The organism is Cytobacillus sp. FSL R5-0569, assembly GCF_038007265.1.
GTDB lineage: Bacteria > Bacillota > Bacilli > Bacillales > Cytobacillaceae > Cytobacillus > Cytobacillus kochii.
Genome location: NZ_JBBOWW010000001.1, coordinates 602,041 through 620,138 on the forward strand (window position 1 = coordinate 602,041; position 18,098 = coordinate 620,138).

Below are 18,098 nucleotides of genomic sequence, written 5' to 3' on the forward strand. Positions count from 1 at the left end.
AGACCACGCGTTTTTTATCTTGACAAAACCTCTTACATTTAATAAAATCAAATAATTTTTAAAAATGAAATAGTTGGAGGTTACGATGTTATTAGAAAGAGCAGGGAAACGAAAAGAGCGCGCTAAACAAATATTGAAGGAGCTTTCTTTACTTGAAAGGTGGTCTCGAATAGGAGAAGTATATGTAGTGGGAGCCTATGCTTATGATTTAATGGTCGATTGTGATATTGATATCGAAGTCTTTTGTGATGAACCTAATGCCAATCAAGTGTTTAGTATGTTAGCGGAGATTGTTGACCACCCACAAGTAGTAGATATTAAATATCACAATTACCTGAATGAATCATTTAATGGTCTCTATTTTAAGATTTTATATAAGTATGATAATCTAGAAGTTTGGAAAATTGATATGTGGTTATTTCCAAAAAGTCATAAAGGACCTTTGTTTAGGGATCTTGTGAAGGAAATGCAATATTCGTTAACACATGAATCAAGAACACACATCCTATCAATAAAAGAGGAACTCTCTAAGAGAGAATTAACCTACCCTTCCATTTTTGTGTATCGAGCAGTCTTAGAAGATGGAATCATAAATAGTGAGCAATTTTACGATTGGTTAGCTGACCAAGATATAACACGATGGACGCATTGGAAACCAGCAAGAAAAGGAGAGAAATATAGTGGAGATCAGAAAGCCAACTGAAAAAGAGGTAGAAAGTATTTTAAAGTTATCTGTTCAATCAGTGTATGAAGGTACATTAAACCGTTCTAAACCGGAAGAGCGTAAACTGAGAGAGATGGTTCAATCTATAAGAAGTAACGGAGGAGAATACCTTGTTGCTGTAGAACATGAAGAAATAATGGGATGGGTGCTGCTTGGTGGAAAAAGAGACGAAATGACCGAGCAAGAAATTGGCTTCATTTATGAATTGTATGTGCAAGAAAACAATAGAGGAAAAGGAATGGGTCGGCAATTAATGATGGCAGCGATGAAGGAGCTAAGAAAACAACAGTTCAAAGAATTTCGATTAACAGCTTATCACGGTAACCCAGCCATTGGATTGTACGAGTCACTGGGATTCCAACCCAGAAATATTTCAATGGAATGGAAGCAATCATGATAATCTACGGTAAGTAAGATATTTTGTTTATTGAGACTCTCATCTGGGGAGTCTTTTTCTTGTCATAATCAGTTGGTGTGAAATATATAATGATGATAAAAAGATATCAAGCATATATTCTTTACAACCACCTATTGTTGTTTATTGCAACAACTGGTATACTTTCTTGGTTGGCATCTGGTATACCAGATGCAGATACCAAATTTTCAAAGGGGAGATTGTATGGTTTTTCAAAAGGTTGAACAACCACCTTCTTTTAAGGAACATGCCTATCGTGAAATAAAAAGAGCGATTATTCAACATGATATTGCACCAGGCTCAACAATTCATGAACGTACCTTGAGCGAAAGCCTAGGGATTAGCCGGACGCCTTTAAAGTTAGCACTTCAACAGTTAGAAATGGAAGGCTGGGTACAATCATTACCGAGAAAAGGGATTTCAGTGAAAGAGATAGAGCGTAAAGATGTCAATGAAGTATTTCAATTGCGAAAAGCGAATGAAGCGCTCGTCATTGAACTTTTAATCCCATTATTAAATCAGGAGATGCTACATAAACTAGAGGAAAAGGACCAGCAACTTTTTGAATTGAAAGAGGATCCTGTCGCATTTATGTATCATGATTCTGCCTTTCATTTATTTTTGGCAGAGTTAACAAACAATGAAAGATTGTATCAAATTATTCGTAATTTAATAGATTATGTAAATTGGTATGGGTTATATATATTAAATAAAAGAGTAAGTATCGAAACGGTTTATAATGAACATCAATTGATCATAGAAGGGTTAAGGTCAGGAGATATTGATCGCACAAAAAAGGCTATGGTTAGACATCTTGATCATTTTTATTCTGAAATGATGGCCAATCTATCATCCTATTAATAGAAAGAAGGGCAGTTGCTCAGGAAAATAGAGCAGCGTGAATGATGAAAGTTTTATTGGTTATTTTACAAGTTTGTATTTTATATATTTTTTCCTTTATAGGAATCTCTATTCAGCATTTTTTCTCATTAACCATACCAGGAAATATTATTGGTATGTTGCTATTATTTGTTTGTTTATGTTTTAACATTGTGCCCGTCAAAATGATAGAGAGCGGTGCGCAGTTTCTGCTTAGTATTCTGATGTTGTTTTTTATTCCAGCAACGGTGGGGGTTATGGATTACCCAGAATTACTATCTGTGCACGGATTATTACTGATTATTGCGATATTGGTGAGTACAATGATTACAATGGCAGTATCTGGTAAAACAACCCAGTATTTTGCGAAAAAGACACAACAAAGAGAGGCGGATCAAGCATGCGAGACATCTTCTTCTCAATCTCTATGATACTTCTCACTTTAGTTATCTACTTCGTTGTTTCATCGCTATATAAAAGGTATCCACTACCCATCTTGTTACCAATTTTGTCAGGTACAGTTCTAATGATTATCATTCTAGTAAGCTTAGGTATTTCATATGATAAATACATGGAAGGTGGGCAGTTCATTACATCATTATTAGGTCCGACCGTCGTTGCCCTAGCCTATCCATTATACAAACAACGTGATTTTTTGAAAAAATACCTTTTTACGATTATAGGTGGGGCGTTTATTGCAACTCTAACAGCGATGTTAAGTGTGGGTCTCCTTGGAAAGGCACTTCGTATTGATTCTGCACTGATCATTTCAATGCTACCAAAATCACTTACAACACCTGTCGCAATAGAAGTAGCTAAAGTGTTAGAAGGTAATGCTTCCATGGCAGTTGTCGGGGTAACGATTACGGGAATCTTCGGGGTAATTATTTCCCCTTATATTTTTAAATATTTGCGGATATACACATCTATTGGTCGTGGAATTGCACTTGGCGGCACTTCACATGCAATGGGTACGGCAAAAGCGGCTGAATATGATGAGCTCGCTTTTTCAATTAGCTCCATTACAATGTCTATATGTGCCATTATCGGTTCAATCATCGGACCACTCATCGTTTGGATTTTGCAAATGTAAGCTTCTATTTTAATAGAGGCTTTTTTTGTTTAACGAATTCATTTTGATTGTGTTAAATATATCTTAGACGAGGGCCGAGATGGCTTTTCCTGTCAGTTAGCTATTTATCAGTTCATTTATCGTATCAGTTTACACGCAAATTAAAGGGTTTTAAAGCGATCGCCAAGAATAGATACAGTACAGAGTCAATAAAGGAGGAAGCGATTTGCCACAAAAAACAGATGAGATTTTCTCACATCAGTTTCATCAAAACCCTTATGATTATTACAAAGAAATTAGACCACATCAGCCATTTACAAAGGTGAAGTTATTCAGTGGTATGGAGACTTGGATGGCATTTAGTTATGAAGCGAGTGAAGCGGTGTTAAAAGATCCACGTTTTATAAAAGATATGAGAAAAGTCTATCCAGACGAAATAACAGATGAGAATATGCCACCGATTGCGAGTAGTATGTTATTTGTTGACCCGCCTGACCATAGAAGGTTACGCAATCTTGTCCAATATGGCTTTACGCCCAAAAAAATAAATGCGCTTAAAGGAAGAGTGGAAGAGATTGCTCTAGAACAAGCGGAACTAATGAAGGGAAAAGAGACGGTTGATTTTATAGAAGTGTATGCATTTCCGATTCCTATTCGTGTCATCTGTGAATTGATTGGTGTGCCTGAGGCAGATCAAATGGATTTTCAACGATGGTCACATGTGTTAGTAGATGTAATGGATCCCGAAGATCACGACGAAGCGATGGGCGAATTCATTGTTTACTTAGAAAATTTAATTGAACAAAAGAAACTTACTCCGCAGGCGGACTTACTTTCTGATTTAATTCGAGCGGAGGAGGATGGGGATAAATTATCGAAGCGTGAGCTAATCGGTGTCATCATGTTATTAATCGTAGCAGGGCATGAGACTACAGTAAATTTAATCGCCAACGGGTTACTCGCCTTATTGTCACATCCCGATCAGCTACAATTATTAAAAGAAAACCCTGACTTGATGCCACAGGCAATTGAAGAACTTTTACGATATAACGGGCCGGTTGAGTTCAGTACGGATCGTTGGGCGAGTGAGTCTTTTACCTTTATGGGCCAGGAAATTGCACAGGGTGATCATGTCATAGTTTCTCTTGCTTCAGCTGATCACGATCCGCAAGTTTTCTCAAATCCAGAGCAGTTAGATATTACAAGAGAGAAGAGCCCGCATATTGCCTTCGGAAAAGGAATTCATTATTGCTTAGGTGCACCATTGGCAAGATTAGAAGGGGACATCGCTTTACGTATATTATTGCAGATCTTTCCCAAAGTAAGCTTAGCTGTCCCCGAGTCTGAACTAGAGTGGAGACAAAGTATCATTATTCGTGGGTTAAAAACCATGTTTATTAACTTAAAATAAAAACTAAGAGGATAAACAAAATCTCTTTGTTCTTGGATGCTTTATGAATAAATCGCAAAAAATGACGTGTGAACAGGTGCACGTCATTTTCCTTTTTTTATTCCTATTTTAGGTTTTCATTGTTCTTGATTTTATATTTAATGTAGGACAAACCACTAGTATAAGAACACCTAAATAATCTAAATGGTGCAGATCAATGAAAAGTTGAAAATGAATAGGAATATCATTGTAATTTCTTGTGAAGAAACAAGAATATGGTAATACTCTGCTAGCTACCTTCAATAGAAGAAATATTTATGTGTTACGCTATACTGTCTAACAATGGAGAAGGAAAATCAACAGAAACTGAAGTTTGGATTGGGAGTTACAATGTTTCTAAGTCATTAGCATTTAATGATTACTTAAAAGGTATTAACTTCATAAATATATTTCCTATAATTATTCCAGGAATTACACATAACATTGGTAACCAAACAGGTCCCAATAGTATACCGAAAATCGTGAAGTCTACCGAAAAAAGCAAACCAGCTGTAACAAAATAATCCGAAAACACAAATGGGATGAAAGAATATTTACTTCCTACACCAGATTCTTTATAAGCATCCCAAATCGCATAGAAATATAAACAAGGATAAAACATAAGCCAGTGATAATTTGTTTGTTCTATAGCCATAGGAATATCCCCTTTAAAACTATATATAATGGCTTCATTAAAGTGTGATTTAATGTTTATAAATATTTCTAGTATTAGAAAAACGGTGCCCTTAAATAGTTTTCCATTTAAAAATTGACCAAGTCCTGGTAAAGCAATACTCCATAATATTTTCTCTAGTGGAGAATATTTCATACTGTTCCACCTTTACAAGCATTACTTCTTTTTCAAAGGATTTAAGTGCTGGAAAGTAATCTCTCTATATAATTGAGCTAATACCTTCATTTGACCAGCGACCGTTTTTTCCAGAAGCGGTTAAAGTTCCCTTACTTCTTTCGATTGTGGCACTTGACAAGAGATGAAGGTTTTTGCCGCCTTTCCTTTTTTAGCATCAGTTGTAAGACACTATGTCTTCGCCTCTTTATACAGTTTCATCACACGGAATTAATGTAATTTAATTATATGTGGATAATTGCAAAATACGATTTCATTAAGTCCAATTTGAACTGTAATACCCTAAATTTCGTATGATCTTGTTTCTCCTGCTTTGCAAAAAAAGTAACAACAAGTTAAATATTTCTTTAATGGATTTATCCACAACTATAGTCATCAGACTATCCATTAACTATATCTTTATTGTTTGATTCATATATGCTCCCCATATTTGTCCTTGTCTTTAGAGAAGTAAGTCTAAGATTATTATTCATATTATCACCTTAAATCTATCATTTTCAAACTCCCAATAAATTATGAGTTTAAGTTAATTATTACCTTTATCCTTTTTAAAACAGGGTTTTTACAATGCAATTGAATTTCCTTTTGATCCTTAATAACTTTGGCATCGAATATTACTTGGTGAATGGGACACCTTATGAGTAAAAACTGCGAGGAGTCAAAAATGAACAATACATCTAATGCAAAATTAACTTCTGCTGAGATTGCAGCATTATGGACACAGTATATGAACGAAACCGCAAGTATTTGTATTCACAAACATATGTTGGAACATATAGAGGATACTGAAATAAGAAGTGTATTTGAATATGCAATGGCCCTTAGCCACGAACATACACGAAAAATTAAAGAGTTCTTTAAAAGTGAAAGTTTTCCGATTCCCATTGGATTTTCTGACAATGATTACATACCAAATGTACCTCGCGTTTTCTCTGATGTTTTTTGTTTAAATTATTTAAACATTATGTCCATACATGGTTGTAATGGTTATAGTGGTGCAATAACTACATGTACTAGAGTAGATGTTCGAAATTATTTTAGTGAATGTATAACTACTTCGGTGGAATTGTGTAACCAAACGAAAAACTTACTTTTAGAAAAAGGATTGTATTTGCGTCCCCCTGTGATTACCCCTCCAGATAGAGCAGAATATATAGATGATAAAAGTTACTTAACGGGATGGTTGGGAGAAAAAAGGCCATTAAGCTGCATTGAAATAGCAGATATTTATTTTAATTTAAAGAAAAGCATATTTGCTAAGGCATTTGTAGTTTTTGCTCATCAAGTGGCAAAATCAAAAGATGTAAAAAAAATTATTAAAGAAAGCTGTAAAGACAAAAGAGAAGCATGTAAGGACGTTTTTTGAAGTTTTTCTAGCAGAAAACCTCCCGAATCCGTCTATTTTTGATGCTGAAATTACAGATTCGACGAACTCACCATTCTCTGAGAAACTCATCATGTTCCAAGTAGGATTTTTATTTTCAACAGCAATGGTGTATTACGGGACCGGTTGGGCTACTTCACCAAGACGAGATTTATCACCAAAATACATGAAAGCAATTGCAGATGATTTAGATATTGGTAATGAATGGATTAATCTAATGATTAAGAATCGTTGGATCGAACAACCCCCATTGTCTGAAGATAGAAGTAAATTAGCAGAACAAAAAAATGAATAGCTACCAATAGGTGGCTTTTTCTTCTTAATACTAATAGGAAGGCAAAATAAAAAAAGAGCTAAGAAGCTCTTTTTTTATTCCCAATGACTTGCATGCTCTTGAACGATTTCCATCATGCACTTTATCGATGGAGAAATCCATTTATCTTTATGATGCGTCATATAAGTTGAAATCGACGATTGCTTATTAGATACCTTTTCCCCCTTAAACACCCCATTTTTCAATTCCTCTTTCACTGAGAACAAAGGCACTAATGATATGCCCAACCCATGTTTAACACAATGCTTAATGGCTTCAATGCTCTGAAACTCTAAACTAGCTTCAATATCTAACTGGTTTAATTTTATATACTCATCAAAAACAGACTTGTAACTACATCGTAAATCAGAATACAATGCGGTTCTGGAGAAGTCTTTTTCATTGGGGCTAATTAATACCATTTTCTCTCTAATCAATTCCTTAATAAATAAATCTTCTTTTATCCAATCTTCTTTTTCCAAAATGAGTGCTAAATCAATATCTCCGCTTTGTAGACTCTTAGTAACATCATAGTTCTCTAATGATTTAACATGTAAATTAACCTTTGGATATCTCTGTTTAAATTCAAGTAGAATAAGTGGTATTCGACAGATGGTCAACGATTCCGATATACCAATGGTTAGTTGACCCTGTGGTTCTTTATCTATATTTAAAGATTGATTGTAAAGTTCAATAATTTGGGTAGCATATGGATAGAATTGTTTTCCAAAATGCGTTAAAACTACCTTTTTTCCTAATCGGTCGAACAAAGGATTGTCTAACTCTTTTTCAAGCTCTTTAATGTGTGTTGTAATAGAGGATTGTGAATAGCCTAGGTGTTGGGCTGTTCTATTAAAACTACCTTTTTCTACTATAGTTTTAAATGTAATTAATTGACGTAGCTCCATATTTATACCCCTTGTTGGTTCAATATTATTGAATGTTTAATTTTAATATATTCATTTTACTAAACTACATACTTCATTTAAGCTATTTACTAAGAAGTTGTCAATTATCAAATCAACAGGAGGGATCTTAAGATGGATAAAAATATTTTGTTTCAATCATTCAACATCAACAATACAGAACTTAAAAATAGAGTAGCGGTTGCACCTATGACGCGAATTAGTGCAGACCAAGAAGGTTTCATTACAGACAGAATGATTAAATACTACCGTTCTTTTGCAGAGGGTGGCTTTGGGCTAATTATTACGGAAGGCACCTATATAGATGAAAAGAACAGTCAGACGTATCAGTTTCAACCGGGTATTGCATTGGATGGACAAGCGAAAGAATGGAAGAAAATTGTTGATGCTGTTCATTCAGAAGGTGGAAAGATCTTTATGCAATTACAACATACCGGACCACTTTCCCAAGGAAATCGATTTACTGAAGAAACCATAGCGCCATCTGCTGTTCAACCGAAAGGAGAGCAATTAAAATTCTATCTTGGAGAAGGTCCATTTAAACGGCCAAGAACCATTACAAAAGAGGAAATGGTAGATGTTAAATACAGTTTTGTAGAGGCGGCAAAAAAAGCAAAATCTGCTGGTTTTGATGGTGTAGAATTGCATGGTGCAAACGGATATTTATTAGATGCTTTTTTAACAGAGTACACGAACGTTCGGACAGATGAATATGGGGGGAGCACCGAAAATAGAGTACGGTTTCTTGTTGAAGTTGCCAACGCTGTAACGGAAGCCGTTGCGGATGAGCAGTTTATTGTTGGGATGAGAATTTCACAATCACAAGTCAATGACTACTTTTATAAGTGGTCAGGCAAAGAAGTAGATGCAGAGATCATTTTTAGTGCATTAGGTAAGTCAGGATTAAATTATATTCACGTAACAGAATTTGAAGCTTGGCAACCTGCCTTCGAAGGTAGTGAGACTTCTCTTGTATCTCTTGCAAAAAAATACAGCGAATTACCGATAATCGCCAATGGACAACTCGAAAATGTAGATCGAGCAATTGAAATGTTAACCGATGGAGGTGCCGATCTAGTAGCTCTCGGTAAAGGAGCCTTAGCTGATCATGATTGGGTTAAAAAAGTTCAGCAAGGTGAAGTACTTTCTACATTTAATGCCGAAGCAACACTTCATCCAATAGCCAATATAAAGGATTTTGAAATAGAATAATACTAACTTGATCAATGATCACGTTTGGGCTATATAACTAATAAGGCTTTAATTTAAGAAGAGACAAAAGTATAACAAAGAAAACTTGCAAATTTAGGCGGGTTTTCTTTGTTATATTGATAGAAAAGTCTAAAAGGCTGTCATTTTGATGTATTTATATATAAATTTAAAACCAGTATCTTTATGTCTTTATCTGTCCTTTATTAAAATCTTTAGGGACTTTTAGTGAGCTTGTATCCACTCGCAATATAGACAGAACGTCCATTAACAGTGCATTTGAGAGGAATTCATTTCTATTTTGTTTGTTATAACAATACTTTCTCTGGGGGTTGTAAAATTTGTATCATTAACTTATCGAATGTATAGGTTAAAAATTTGCACTATCTAATTGCCTCACATTACATAGTGAAGAAGCTTGCAAGAAGTTTGGTCAAACAGGTAACTCTCAAATAAATGAAAGCCATCTTTCCATTATGAGCGTCCAATTTCATTATTTACGGTTTTAATACTACCTTTATACATTGATCTTCGTGGTTATTAAAAATCTGGTATCCATGACTGGCATCTGTTAAAGAAATTTTATGTGTGATAATCTCTTTAGGATTAAGCTTTTCTTCTTGTATCATTTGATAAAGTTCTGGCATCAGATGAATGACAGGAGCTTGCCCCATTTTTAGCTGTATATTTCTGACCCAAAATGGACCAAGTGGGAATGCGTTATAATTGCCTCCATATACGCCAGTCAATTGAACTGTTCCGAATTTCCTTACGGCTTTTGTGGCAATTTGGATGGGTCCTAAAGTGCCGCCTTGTAATTTAAGTTTCTGTTCAAGAAATTCTACTGGAGATTTTTTTCCGTCCATTCCAACGCAATCGATGACAACATCTGCACCACCATTGGTGATTTCTTTCAAATGCTCCCCCATATCAGGATACTTTGTAAATTCAAATGTTTCTACTTTGTTCATTTTTTTTGCATGATTCATTCGATAGTCCAAATAATCGATTGCAATTACTCTTTTGGCTCCCATCATCCAGGCAAATTTTTGAGTCATTAGCCCAACTGGTCCGCAACCAAGAACGATTACTGTATCTCCTTTTTTTACTCCAGAGTGAAGTACACTCCAATAGGCAGTAGGTAATACGTCAGATAAAAAAAGCAGAGATTCATCTTCTAATTCACAATCTTTAGGCACAATAAAAGGGGTGAAATTTCCAAATGGTACTCTCAAATATTCTGCTTGTCCTCCAGGATAGTTACCGAATTTCTCTGCATAGCCAAAGTATCCACCTGAATCATAATGAGGGTTAGAATGATCGCATTGGCTTTCCATTTGGTGTTCGCAGTAGAAACAATGTCCACATGATACGTTAAAGGGGATAACAACCCGATCTCCTTTTTTAACCCTTGTCACATCTGGACCTACTTCTTCTACGATTCCCATTGGTTCGTGACCAATGATATAGCCTTCCGGTAGTGGCATATTTCCTTGATATAAGTGAAGGTCTGATCCACAAATAGCCGTTGAAGTTATTTTTACAATAAGATCGTCTTTCTTCTCTATCTTTGGATCGGCTACCTTTGTTACTGCTACTTTTTTAGGTCCCTGGTATGTGACAGCTTTCATGGTTATCACCTCTATATGTTTTAATGTTTATTCTTTCAAATGTGGAGGCTATTATGCAAAAAAACGCCTTATTCGGCGTTTTTGTTCGTTTCTATTTTTTCTTTAGGGTCATGATGTTTAAACTCGATTAATTCAACTTTAGAACCTGCCACAGCTTGCTGGCTAAATACTTTGTTGTTATCAAGTGGTGTGACACCAAAGCTGATTTTATCAATACCAGTGGGTTCCGTTTGATCACCTTCGTAAGTATTGACGATGAAAGTTAATATATAGGGGTGACTCAGTTTATTTTCCTCTTTAGATTGTACGATTTTTACCAGTGCATGAGGGTGCTGACCTTTTGTATGATACTGCACCTTCATGGAATCGTTTTTGTAATAGTTGCTGACGGCTTTATTTATTTCTTCATCAAATTGGTCGAATAGAAATTGGTTAAATGCCTCATGCATCCCGTGCATTTTATGACTACGGTGTTTATGGTGGCCCTCGGCATTCGCTATAGGAGTCATGACACTAATTGCAAGTAAAACAATGGACATAAACGTTAGGATTTTTTTCATCATATTACCTCCTTTTTATTAAAATTTGTATATATATCCTTTTTTATACATATATTTTTCCATAAAAAAAGTATCCTCATTTTGCAATGAGGACACTTTTTTAAAAAAATTAAGCTAATACATTTGTTAATGGTGGTACGATTTGTTTCTTACGAGAAACAACACCTTTTAGTAGAGCTTGATTATCTACTAGAATGACTTCAAATGCTTGTTCCACAGCTTTTACTTGAGATCCAAGAGCAATAGCCATTGAATCATTGTTAAGTATATCTGTTAATACAAATAGGAATAAATCTAATTCTTTATCAACAATCGCTGTCATCATTGCGGCTTCTATTTCCGTTTTACGTTTAAGGACATCGTCTAAATCGACAGCGTTTACTTGAGCGATATAAGCTTTGTGTTCACCTAATTGAAATTCTTTCGCATCAAGTGTGATCAATTGATCCACAGTTTTTTCACTTAAGTCTGCACCGGCTTTAAGCATTTCCAAACCATATACTTGTGGGTTGACACCAGCAATTTCAGCCAACTCTTGAGCGGCTTTTACATCTTGTTCTGTGCATGTCGGTGATTTGAAAAGTAAAGAGTCAGAAATGATAGCTGAAAGCATCAAACCAGCAATTTCTTTTTTAATCTCTATACCATTCTCTTTATAGATTTTGTTTAAAATGGTTGCTGTACACCCGACTGGTTCTGCACGGTAGTATAGAGGATCGCTTGTTTCAAAGTTGGCAATACGATGATGGTCAATGACTTCAAGAATTTGGACATCACGAATATCATCTGCACTTTGTTGAAATTCGTTATGGTCAACGAGAATGACTTCCTTTACATCGCTAGCTACTTTTTCTACATAGCGCGGTGCCGCTTGCTTGAAATAGTCTAATGCGTATTGTGTTTCTCCGTTAATTTCGCCAAGGCGAACTGGTTCTGCATCCATACCTAATTCTTTTTTGAGGTCTGCATAGGCAATTGCAGAGCAAATCGTATCAGTATCTGGGTTTTTATGACCGAAAATATATACTTTTGACATCGTTCGTCTCCTTGATTAAAAGATTATTCATTGCTATTTTAACATAAATTTTAGCAGTAATCATGGCAAGAACACAATACATTCATGTTTAATTCGGAGAAAAGAAATGGAAGGAAGAGAGGGGGAGTTTTTAGTATTTGCTAAACCCTTTACTGCTCAGTGAAAGAGGAGTAGACTTTTCGTAATGAATTGTCCTTTGTTGGCAATAGAGAGGTATTGCCCTCCTCGGTGGTAAGTGAGGAAGTGGCAAATGAAAGGATGCGGATCTCTTAAAGGAATCTCAAGTCGCAAAAGAAGTAATCACTGACTTCAGGGAAAGAAGTACAATTGAGATAGTTACTGAAAGAAGAACCGTCCCTCTTGAACAAAGTAGAGTAACCAATTCAACAATAAAACTGCTATTATTTATGGCAAAATACTATAATCAACAAGCACGAAGGAGGAAATGACCATGGCCATTGCAATTATTTCAGATATTCATGGTAATTTGACAGCTTTAGAAGCGGTCCTACATCACATAAAAGAAAGAAAAATAGATAAGATTTTTTGCTTAGGTGATTTAATTGGTAAGGGTCCGAGTGGTTTAGAGGTAGTACATAAAGTAAGAGAAACATGTGATGTGGTACTGCAAGGGAATTGGGATGATTTTATTATAAAGCCAATTGATAGTGAAGAAATCGAGTGGCATCAGAAGCAGCTTGAGGGAGAAGCTATGGACTATTTACAGAGCTTACCCTTCCATTATGATTTTTATATGAGTGGAAAATATATACGACTTTATCATGCTTCAGCAAAAAGTGTTTATCATAGAGTCATCCCAATGAAGGCCACGACCAAAGAGAAAAATGAGATGTTTGAAATAAGTGAATGGATAAAGCCGCTTGAACAAGAGAGGAAGCCTGATGTAATTGGATTCGGAGACATTCATGCTGCGCTCATTGAACCAATTCAACCGCAAAGAACATTATTTAATTGTGGCAGTGTCGGTAATTCATTAGATATTCCACAGGCAACTTTTGCGATTATTCATGGGAATTATCAATCTAAACAAGAAGGTCCCTTCTCAATTGAAATAGTGAGAATTCCTTATGATATTGAAAGAGAAATACATCAAGCTGAAATAATGGGGATGCCCAATGTTGCAGCCTATGCTCTCGAGCTACGTGAAGCGAGATATCGAGGAGCACCAACAAAATAATGAAGGGAGCGATACAGTGGAATATCGGGGATCATCCTTTTATGAAAATGATGAATTTTTACAAAATTATTTGAAAAGAAGAATGCGTAAAGAAAGCCCTAATGAAATGATAGAAAAACCAGCTTTTTTGAATTTACTAGGTGACATGAGCAATAAAGATGTGCTTGAACTTGGGTGTGGTGCTGCCACTTTAGCAAAAGAGTTGGCACCCTTACTCGGGTCCTATACAGGGATTGATGGTTCGCAAAAAATGTTAGAATTGGCTCTGAAAAACCTCGCAGGCATTCCTAATGTGAAATTAACTCATGCTAGTTTAGAAACATATGACTTTAAAAAAGAAACTTATGATTGTATCTTTTCACAATTAACGCTTCACTATCTTGAAGATTTCAAACAAATTTGCGAGAATATTTATAACAGTTTGCGAACGGGTGGCGAATTTGTCTTTAGTGTACAGCATCCGGTCCTTACAAGTGCTTTCATTAGCGGTGGAGGTAAGCGAGAAAATTGGGTAGTGGATGACTACTTTCTAATTGGTGAGCGGGTAGAGCCGTGGATTGATGAAAAAGTTGTGAAGGTTCATCGGACGATCGAACAGTATTTTAAAATATTGCAAGATTGCCAATTTAATATTATGAATCTTAGTGAAGCTACACCAATTCAATCATCATTCTCTTCAGAAAAAGAGTGGAAAAGACGCCAAAGGATCCCACTATTCCTACTCTTCGCATGTGAAAAAAGCCGCAAATGAGTTTAACAAAAGGAGATAGACAGATGAATATTGAGGTTCCAGCCGTTTTCCCTGTTTCATATCAAGCATTAGAACAAGAAGCAAAAAAACTTATGTCTAAGGGAGCATATGGATACGTCCGCTCGGCAGCAAGTAATGAGGAAACATTACGAAAGAATACAACAGCCTTCGAAAAATGGTCAATACTACCTCGAATGCTTAGAAATGTAGCAGATATAGATATGAGTGTGACATTAGGAGAGCATTCTTATCCATACCCCATTTTTATTGCCCCAGTCGGCATGCAAAAATTGACACATGAAGAAGGTGAATTGGCAACTGCTAGAGCGGCGAAAACAATCGGAGTTCCTTTTATCCAGAGTACAGTCTCTAGCTACTCGATTGAGGAGGTCAAAGCGGCAACAGTAGATAGTCCAAAGTGGTTCCAGCTTTATTGGTCGAGGAATGAAGAGGTTTCATTCAGTATGGTAGAGAGAGCTGAAAGAGCAGGTTATGAAGCGATTGTCGTTACTGTTGATACAATTATGACAGGCTGGAGAGAAACGGATATCGCTACACAATTTTCTCCGCTAAAAGAGGGCTACGGTAAAGCAAATTACGAATCAGATCCAGCCTTTATGCATGCGCTTGGTGAGAAGACTGACCATGAATCTATGATTCAATCTGTTTTAGATAATATTCATTATCCTGAAATGAATTGGTCGCATATTGCAGCATTAGCAAAAAGAACGTCCTTACCTATCTATATTAAAGGTATCCTTCATCCAGAAGATGTACAATGTGCAATAGAGGCAGGCGCATCAGGGCTAATTGTTTCTAATCATGGTGGCAGGCAATTAGATGGAACAGTTGCTGCGCTAGATGCATTGCCTGCGGTTGTTAAAGCAGCTAATCAAAAAGTGCCAGTAGTATTTGATAGTGGTATTCGCCGTGGGACGGATATAGTAAAGGCATTGGCACTAGGCGCAGCAGCTGTATGTATTGGTCGACCATTTGTATATGGTTTAGGTATAGACGGCCAAGTAGGGGTTGAAAAAGTATTAGAAAACTTAATAGAAGAAACGAGAATTACCATGTCCCTAGCTGGCATTGCAAGAGTGAAAGACTTAAATCAGTTAAAATTGATAAGAGAATAATTTTAACCGTGCACTCAGCTCAAATCCAGCTGATTGATATAACTTGATCGCCTGATGATTATCAAGCGATACACATAATGTGATTTTATCTATGTTTTCAAACTGGAAGAGTGTTTCGAGTGCAGCCTCAATGAGCTGTCGCCCTCTTCCTTTTTTTCTTGCTTTAGGACATACAGTAAGGAATTCAATCTGCCCTTCACCAAAGTGTGGTGCAGCTTCGAGATATACATAGCCCTGTAATTGGCCATTTTCTGTCAATAGAAGCAGTTTATGATGCTGATCCAACAGTTTTAGTATCTCTTCGCCTGACAAATAAGTTTGTGGAAAAGTTGCTTCGTGTAGTAGCAGAAAATCGTTGCGATATTGCTCATGATAGCTGTGACAGATGTTTTGGAAAATCCCTCGCTTTGCTGCGAGTATGGCGTGATTTCCTTGGTGAGTGGCATTGATTGATTGTAAAAAATGTAAGGTACTATTATTCTTTTCGTTCACAAAAAACGATAATTGCTGTAGCTTATTTTCATAGGAGTTTACAACTTGGTTCCACAAATCTTTTTTTACCTCATGATTCTTGGCAAAGGGACCCCATACTTCGGCACTCCGGTCAGCTTCATCAATATCTAATCCTATTGCAGCTTCAATTTCACCCTCATATTCATAAGTGATAAAATAAGGCTTTATTTCTTGTATATCATGCAGAATGTCCTCTTCCTTTTCTCCACAATAGCCGATATGATGCTTTTCTAATTGATTTAAATCAGCGATGAACTTGGCTAACTGTTTAGTCATAACAGACCTCCTTAAGCTTGTTTAGGTGGCAGACGGTCATCTTTAATTTTCTTATCATTAATTTTAGGCTCCCTCTGCAGTAAATGGTTGCGAATATTTGAACGGTGTAAATAAATGAGCAACAATAAAAATAGGAAGAAAATCCATTCATTTTTTTGTAGTGGTGAAAGGGTGGCATATAAGAAAAGAGCAACCCCTACAGAAATGGAGCCATAGTAAAGGTATTTTGTGATAGAAACCACGGCAACAAAGGTGATATAGGCAATTAGAAATAACCAGATATTCGCGACCAATAGCACACCAGCAGTAGTAGCAATGGCTTTTCCTCCACGAAAGCCAGCGAAAATAGGGAAGCAATGCCCAACAACTGCAAACAAACCAATAATCAGTGGATCACCACCTGTTTGAAGTAACAGGGGGAGTGAAGCAGCAAGTGCACCTTTACCTATATCAATAATTAAAACAGTAACCCCTGCTCTTTTTCCTAAAACCCGAAGTGTATTCGTTGCGCCGGGATTGTTGCTACCATATTCACGAATATCAATGCCAAAGAAAAGTTTACCTACAAGCAAGGCAGTAGGTATCGAGCCAATGAGATAAGATAGTAATAAAATAAATAAGTCCATAGCTAAACTCCTTATCAAGAAAATTCTAACATTACTAATTTTACCATATTAGTCTATGCGAAAATATCCTATAAAATAATAAATAAATATTAAAATAATGTCTATCTTTTTCAAAATGAAAGAAACTATTTAGTGTAAAATAACAGTGTGATAGAGTGGATGACAGAAAATTATAAAAATTCTAATCGTCTTAAGAGTTACATCATTCAACTAGACTGTTATAAATCAGGGATTGAATAAGTTCTGCAATATCCTCATGGTGAGGAATAACAATTAAGTAATCGGCTTCTTCTTGAAAGGGACGTTATGTTTTTTTGTTTCTTAGTAGTTCCGTAAAACGTTTTTTCTCTCCTTGGATGATATCTGCTCTTCGATTACTAATACTATTCGTCTATTTTAAAAAAATGTAGCTTGAACAAAAGTTAAACCCTCGATAAAGACATTGCTTCAATCTACGGGAAAAAATTATTTCCTAAGGGTTATAAATGCCGATTCTTTTGTAAATAATTCACCCCAACTTAAACAAATAACAAAAAAACACCCCTTTTTGGGATGTTCTTTGTTGTTCTCTTTTACACATAAACACTGTCACATGTGTTAGCGATTGGTTCATAATAGCAGTGATTTTTAAACTGGCCAGCAAAAGGTTGATTATACCAAGTAGGCGGGCAGGGAGCATATGGATTGAAATACCAGAGTGCATATTTAGCAGGGTGTTCACGCCAATATTTCAAATTTTTCTCGGCGAGTCTTTTTTCTGTGCTCCTTGCTCTGTTGTAAAAGAGGTTCCCCTTCTGCACGGCTTCGAATGAATAATTACCACCTTGCACATGATAAATGACATCCTCGATTGTTCGAACATCTTTAAAGTCAAGACAGTCAGCGATTGCACGATTAACGATTACATTGCCTACGTATAACATTCCTTGCTTTCCTTCACCCTCAGCTTCGGCTCTCATCATCCTTGCCATTAAATCTACGTCGGAACTTGTATAAGCTACTCTCATGCTGTTCTCACCCCATAGTTAAGAATATGAAGATAAAGTGATATTCATGATTGAAAATGTCTAGAACCCATTATTTTGCAAAATATAAGTATAGTCAAGCAGGCTAATTTTTGCTTGAATAAAGCTAGTGAAAATATTTTTATCT

The 18,098-nt window shown here is 36.0% G+C and carries 20 protein-coding genes and 1 pseudogene; 13 read left to right on the top strand and 8 right to left on the bottom strand.

Annotated elements, in window-relative coordinates; genetic code table 11:
- Positions 1-85 precede the first annotated feature (85 nt).
- From MKX78_RS03140 to MKX78_RS03170, 7 genes are all read left to right on the top strand, one after another.
- Positions 86-703, top strand: a complete 618-nt coding sequence (locus MKX78_RS03140) for a nucleotidyltransferase domain-containing protein (protein WP_307315257.1) — start codon at positions 86-88, stop codon at positions 701-703.
- Positions 681-1,121: a GNAT family N-acetyltransferase gene (locus MKX78_RS03145; RefSeq protein ID WP_307315254.1), complete on the top strand. Its 441-nt coding sequence runs from the start codon at positions 681-683 to the stop codon at positions 1,119-1,121. The genes MKX78_RS03140 and MKX78_RS03145 overlap by 23 nt, the downstream gene beginning before the upstream one ends.
- An 89-nt stretch (positions 1,122-1,210) precedes the next feature.
- The gene (locus MKX78_RS03150; RefSeq protein ID WP_180317016.1) at positions 1,211-1,363 is read left to right on the top strand and encodes a hypothetical protein; all 153 of its coding nucleotides are present in this window, start codon (positions 1,211-1,213) and stop codon (positions 1,361-1,363) included.
- Entirely contained in the window at positions 1,344-2,000 is a 657-nt protein-coding gene (locus tag MKX78_RS03155) for a GntR family transcriptional regulator (protein ID WP_307315248.1), read from the top strand. The genes MKX78_RS03150 and MKX78_RS03155 overlap by 20 nt, the downstream gene beginning before the upstream one ends.
- A 44-nt stretch (positions 2,001-2,044) precedes the next feature.
- The gene (locus MKX78_RS03160) at positions 2,045-2,449 is read left to right on the top strand and encodes a CidA/LrgA family protein (protein ID WP_251163266.1); all 405 of its coding nucleotides are present in this window, start codon (positions 2,045-2,047) and stop codon (positions 2,447-2,449) included.
- Positions 2,419-3,111 carry an LrgB family protein gene (locus tag MKX78_RS03165; protein ID WP_224938987.1) on the top strand — a complete coding sequence of 231 codons (693 nt, stop codon included), beginning with the start codon at positions 2,419-2,421 and terminating at the stop codon, positions 3,109-3,111. The genes MKX78_RS03160 and MKX78_RS03165 overlap by 31 nt, the downstream gene beginning before the upstream one ends.
- A 205-nt stretch (positions 3,112-3,316) precedes the next feature.
- A complete protein-coding gene (locus MKX78_RS03170; RefSeq protein WP_307315244.1) occupies positions 3,317-4,501 on the top strand; it encodes a cytochrome P450 family protein in 1,185 nt (394 codons plus the stop codon).
- Between the two features lie 397 nt (positions 4,502-4,898).
- Here MKX78_RS03170 and MKX78_RS03175 read toward each other — a convergent pair whose 3' ends face one another.
- Positions 4,899-5,348, bottom strand: coding sequence for a hypothetical protein (locus tag MKX78_RS03175; RefSeq protein WP_307315241.1), 450 nt, complete (start codon positions 5,346-5,348; stop codon positions 4,899-4,901).
- Between the two features lie 703 nt (positions 5,349-6,051).
- Between MKX78_RS03175 and MKX78_RS03180 the strand changes: the two genes are divergently transcribed.
- Together MKX78_RS03180 and MKX78_RS03185 are read left to right on the top strand one after the other, a co-directional pair.
- On the top strand, positions 6,052-6,753 hold the full coding sequence (locus MKX78_RS03180) for a DUF3231 family protein (protein ID WP_307315240.1): 702 nt from the start codon (positions 6,052-6,054) through the stop codon (positions 6,751-6,753).
- Between the two features lies 1 nt (position 6,754).
- Positions 6,755-7,066, top strand: a pseudogene (locus MKX78_RS03185) (DUF3231 family protein); the annotation flags it as partial.
- Positions 7,067-7,140: 74 nt separating this feature from the next.
- Here MKX78_RS03185 and MKX78_RS03190 read toward each other — a convergent pair.
- Positions 7,141-7,992 carry a LysR family transcriptional regulator gene (locus MKX78_RS03190; protein ID WP_095370668.1) on the bottom strand — a complete coding sequence of 284 codons (852 nt, stop codon included), beginning with the start codon at positions 7,990-7,992 and terminating at the stop codon, positions 7,141-7,143.
- 132 nt (positions 7,993-8,124) lie between these two features.
- Here MKX78_RS03190 and MKX78_RS03195 point away from each other — a divergent pair, with 132 nt between their 5' ends.
- The gene (locus MKX78_RS03195; RefSeq protein WP_307315238.1) at positions 8,125-9,222 is read left to right on the top strand and encodes an NADH:flavin oxidoreductase; all 1,098 of its coding nucleotides are present in this window, start codon (positions 8,125-8,127) and stop codon (positions 9,220-9,222) included.
- 494 nt (positions 9,223-9,716) lie between these two features.
- On the opposite strand, the gene MKX78_RS03200 is transcribed toward MKX78_RS03195, so the two are convergent.
- The 3 genes from MKX78_RS03200 to MKX78_RS03210 form a co-directional block, all read right to left on the bottom strand.
- Entirely contained in the window at positions 9,717-10,850 is a 1,134-nt protein-coding gene (locus MKX78_RS03200) for a zinc-dependent alcohol dehydrogenase (protein WP_322910191.1), read from the bottom strand.
- Between the two features lie 68 nt (positions 10,851-10,918).
- Positions 10,919-11,410, bottom strand: a complete 492-nt coding sequence (locus tag MKX78_RS03205; RefSeq protein WP_157733804.1) for a DUF3888 domain-containing protein — start codon at positions 11,408-11,410, stop codon at positions 10,919-10,921.
- Between the two features lie 109 nt (positions 11,411-11,519).
- Positions 11,520-12,446, bottom strand: coding sequence for a manganese-dependent inorganic pyrophosphatase (locus MKX78_RS03210; protein ID WP_095370662.1), 927 nt, complete (start codon positions 12,444-12,446; stop codon positions 11,520-11,522).
- Between the two features lie 451 nt (positions 12,447-12,897).
- Between MKX78_RS03210 and MKX78_RS03215 the strand changes: the two genes are divergently transcribed.
- Genes MKX78_RS03215 through MKX78_RS03225 form a run of 3 tightly spaced genes read left to right on the top strand, consistent with a single transcriptional unit; the run spans position 12,898 to position 15,531 of the window.
- Positions 12,898-13,644, top strand: coding sequence for a metallophosphoesterase family protein (locus MKX78_RS03215; RefSeq protein ID WP_307315235.1), 747 nt, complete (start codon positions 12,898-12,900; stop codon positions 13,642-13,644).
- Positions 13,583-14,395 carry a class I SAM-dependent DNA methyltransferase gene (locus MKX78_RS03220; protein WP_341049738.1) on the top strand — a complete coding sequence of 271 codons (813 nt, stop codon included), beginning with the start codon at positions 13,583-13,585 and terminating at the stop codon, positions 14,393-14,395. Before MKX78_RS03215 ends, MKX78_RS03220 begins: the two co-directional genes overlap by 62 nt.
- Positions 14,396-14,418: 23 nt before the next feature.
- On the top strand, positions 14,419-15,531 hold the full coding sequence (locus tag MKX78_RS03225) for an alpha-hydroxy-acid oxidizing protein (protein ID WP_341049740.1): 1,113 nt from the start codon (positions 14,419-14,421) through the stop codon (positions 15,529-15,531).
- Here the strand turns inward: MKX78_RS03225 and MKX78_RS03230 are convergent.
- The 3 genes from MKX78_RS03230 to MKX78_RS03240 all read right to left on the bottom strand — a co-directional run bounded on the left by MKX78_RS03230 (position 15,511) and on the right by MKX78_RS03240 (position 17,953).
- Positions 15,511-16,320: a GNAT family N-acetyltransferase gene (locus tag MKX78_RS03230; protein ID WP_341049742.1), complete on the bottom strand. Its 810-nt coding sequence runs from the start codon at positions 16,318-16,320 to the stop codon at positions 15,511-15,513. The two genes, MKX78_RS03225 and MKX78_RS03230, sit on opposite strands and share 21 nt — an antisense overlap.
- An 11-nt stretch (positions 16,321-16,331) precedes the next feature.
- Positions 16,332-16,946, bottom strand: a complete 615-nt coding sequence (gene plsY / locus MKX78_RS03235; protein ID WP_095370658.1) for a glycerol-3-phosphate 1-O-acyltransferase PlsY — start codon at positions 16,944-16,946, stop codon at positions 16,332-16,334.
- A 572-nt stretch (positions 16,947-17,518) separates the two neighbouring features.
- Positions 17,519-17,953: a cell wall hydrolase gene (locus tag MKX78_RS03240; protein ID WP_095370657.1), complete on the bottom strand. Its 435-nt coding sequence runs from the start codon at positions 17,951-17,953 to the stop codon at positions 17,519-17,521.
- Between the last annotated feature and the right edge of the window lie 145 nt (positions 17,954-18,098).

Coding starts and splice junctions, on each gene's coding strand:
- MKX78_RS03240 (WP_095370657.1), bottom strand. CDS start 17,953: ATGAGAGTAGCTTATACAAGTTCCGACGTAGATTTAATGGCAAGGATG.
- MKX78_RS03180 (WP_307315240.1), top strand. CDS start 6,052: ATGAACAATACATCTAATGCAAAATTAACTTCTGCTGAGATTGCAGCA.
- MKX78_RS03150 (WP_180317016.1), top strand. CDS start 1,211: ATGATGATAAAAAGATATCAAGCATATATTCTTTACAACCACCTATTG.
- MKX78_RS03165 (WP_224938987.1), top strand. CDS start 2,419: ATGCGAGACATCTTCTTCTCAATCTCTATGATACTTCTCACTTTAGTT.
- MKX78_RS03205 (WP_157733804.1), bottom strand. CDS start 11,410: ATGAAAAAAATCCTAACGTTTATGTCCATTGTTTTACTTGCAATTAGT.
- MKX78_RS03225 (WP_341049740.1), top strand. CDS start 14,419: ATGAATATTGAGGTTCCAGCCGTTTTCCCTGTTTCATATCAAGCATTA.
- MKX78_RS03230 (WP_341049742.1), bottom strand. CDS start 16,320: ATGACTAAACAGTTAGCCAAGTTCATCGCTGATTTAAATCAATTAGAA.
- MKX78_RS03215 (WP_307315235.1), top strand. CDS start 12,898: ATGGCCATTGCAATTATTTCAGATATTCATGGTAATTTGACAGCTTTA.
- MKX78_RS03155 (WP_307315248.1), top strand. CDS start 1,344: ATGGTTTTTCAAAAGGTTGAACAACCACCTTCTTTTAAGGAACATGCC.
- MKX78_RS03220 (WP_341049738.1), top strand. CDS start 13,583: ATGTTGCAGCCTATGCTCTCGAGCTACGTGAAGCGAGATATCGAGGAG.
- MKX78_RS03190 (WP_095370668.1), bottom strand. CDS start 7,992: ATGGAGCTACGTCAATTAATTACATTTAAAACTATAGTAGAAAAAGGT.
- plsY (WP_095370658.1), bottom strand. CDS start 16,946: ATGGACTTATTTATTTTATTACTATCTTATCTCATTGGCTCGATACCT.
- MKX78_RS03160 (WP_251163266.1), top strand. CDS start 2,045: ATGAAAGTTTTATTGGTTATTTTACAAGTTTGTATTTTATATATTTTT.
- MKX78_RS03195 (WP_307315238.1), top strand. CDS start 8,125: ATGGATAAAAATATTTTGTTTCAATCATTCAACATCAACAATACAGAA.
- MKX78_RS03200 (WP_322910191.1), bottom strand. CDS start 10,850: ATGAAAGCTGTCACATACCAGGGACCTAAAAAAGTAGCAGTAACAAAG.
- MKX78_RS03210 (WP_095370662.1), bottom strand. CDS start 12,446: ATGTCAAAAGTATATATTTTCGGTCATAAAAACCCAGATACTGATACG.
- MKX78_RS03175 (WP_307315241.1), bottom strand. CDS start 5,348: ATGAAATATTCTCCACTAGAGAAAATATTATGGAGTATTGCTTTACCA.
- MKX78_RS03140 (WP_307315257.1), top strand. CDS start 86: ATGTTATTAGAAAGAGCAGGGAAACGAAAAGAGCGCGCTAAACAAATA.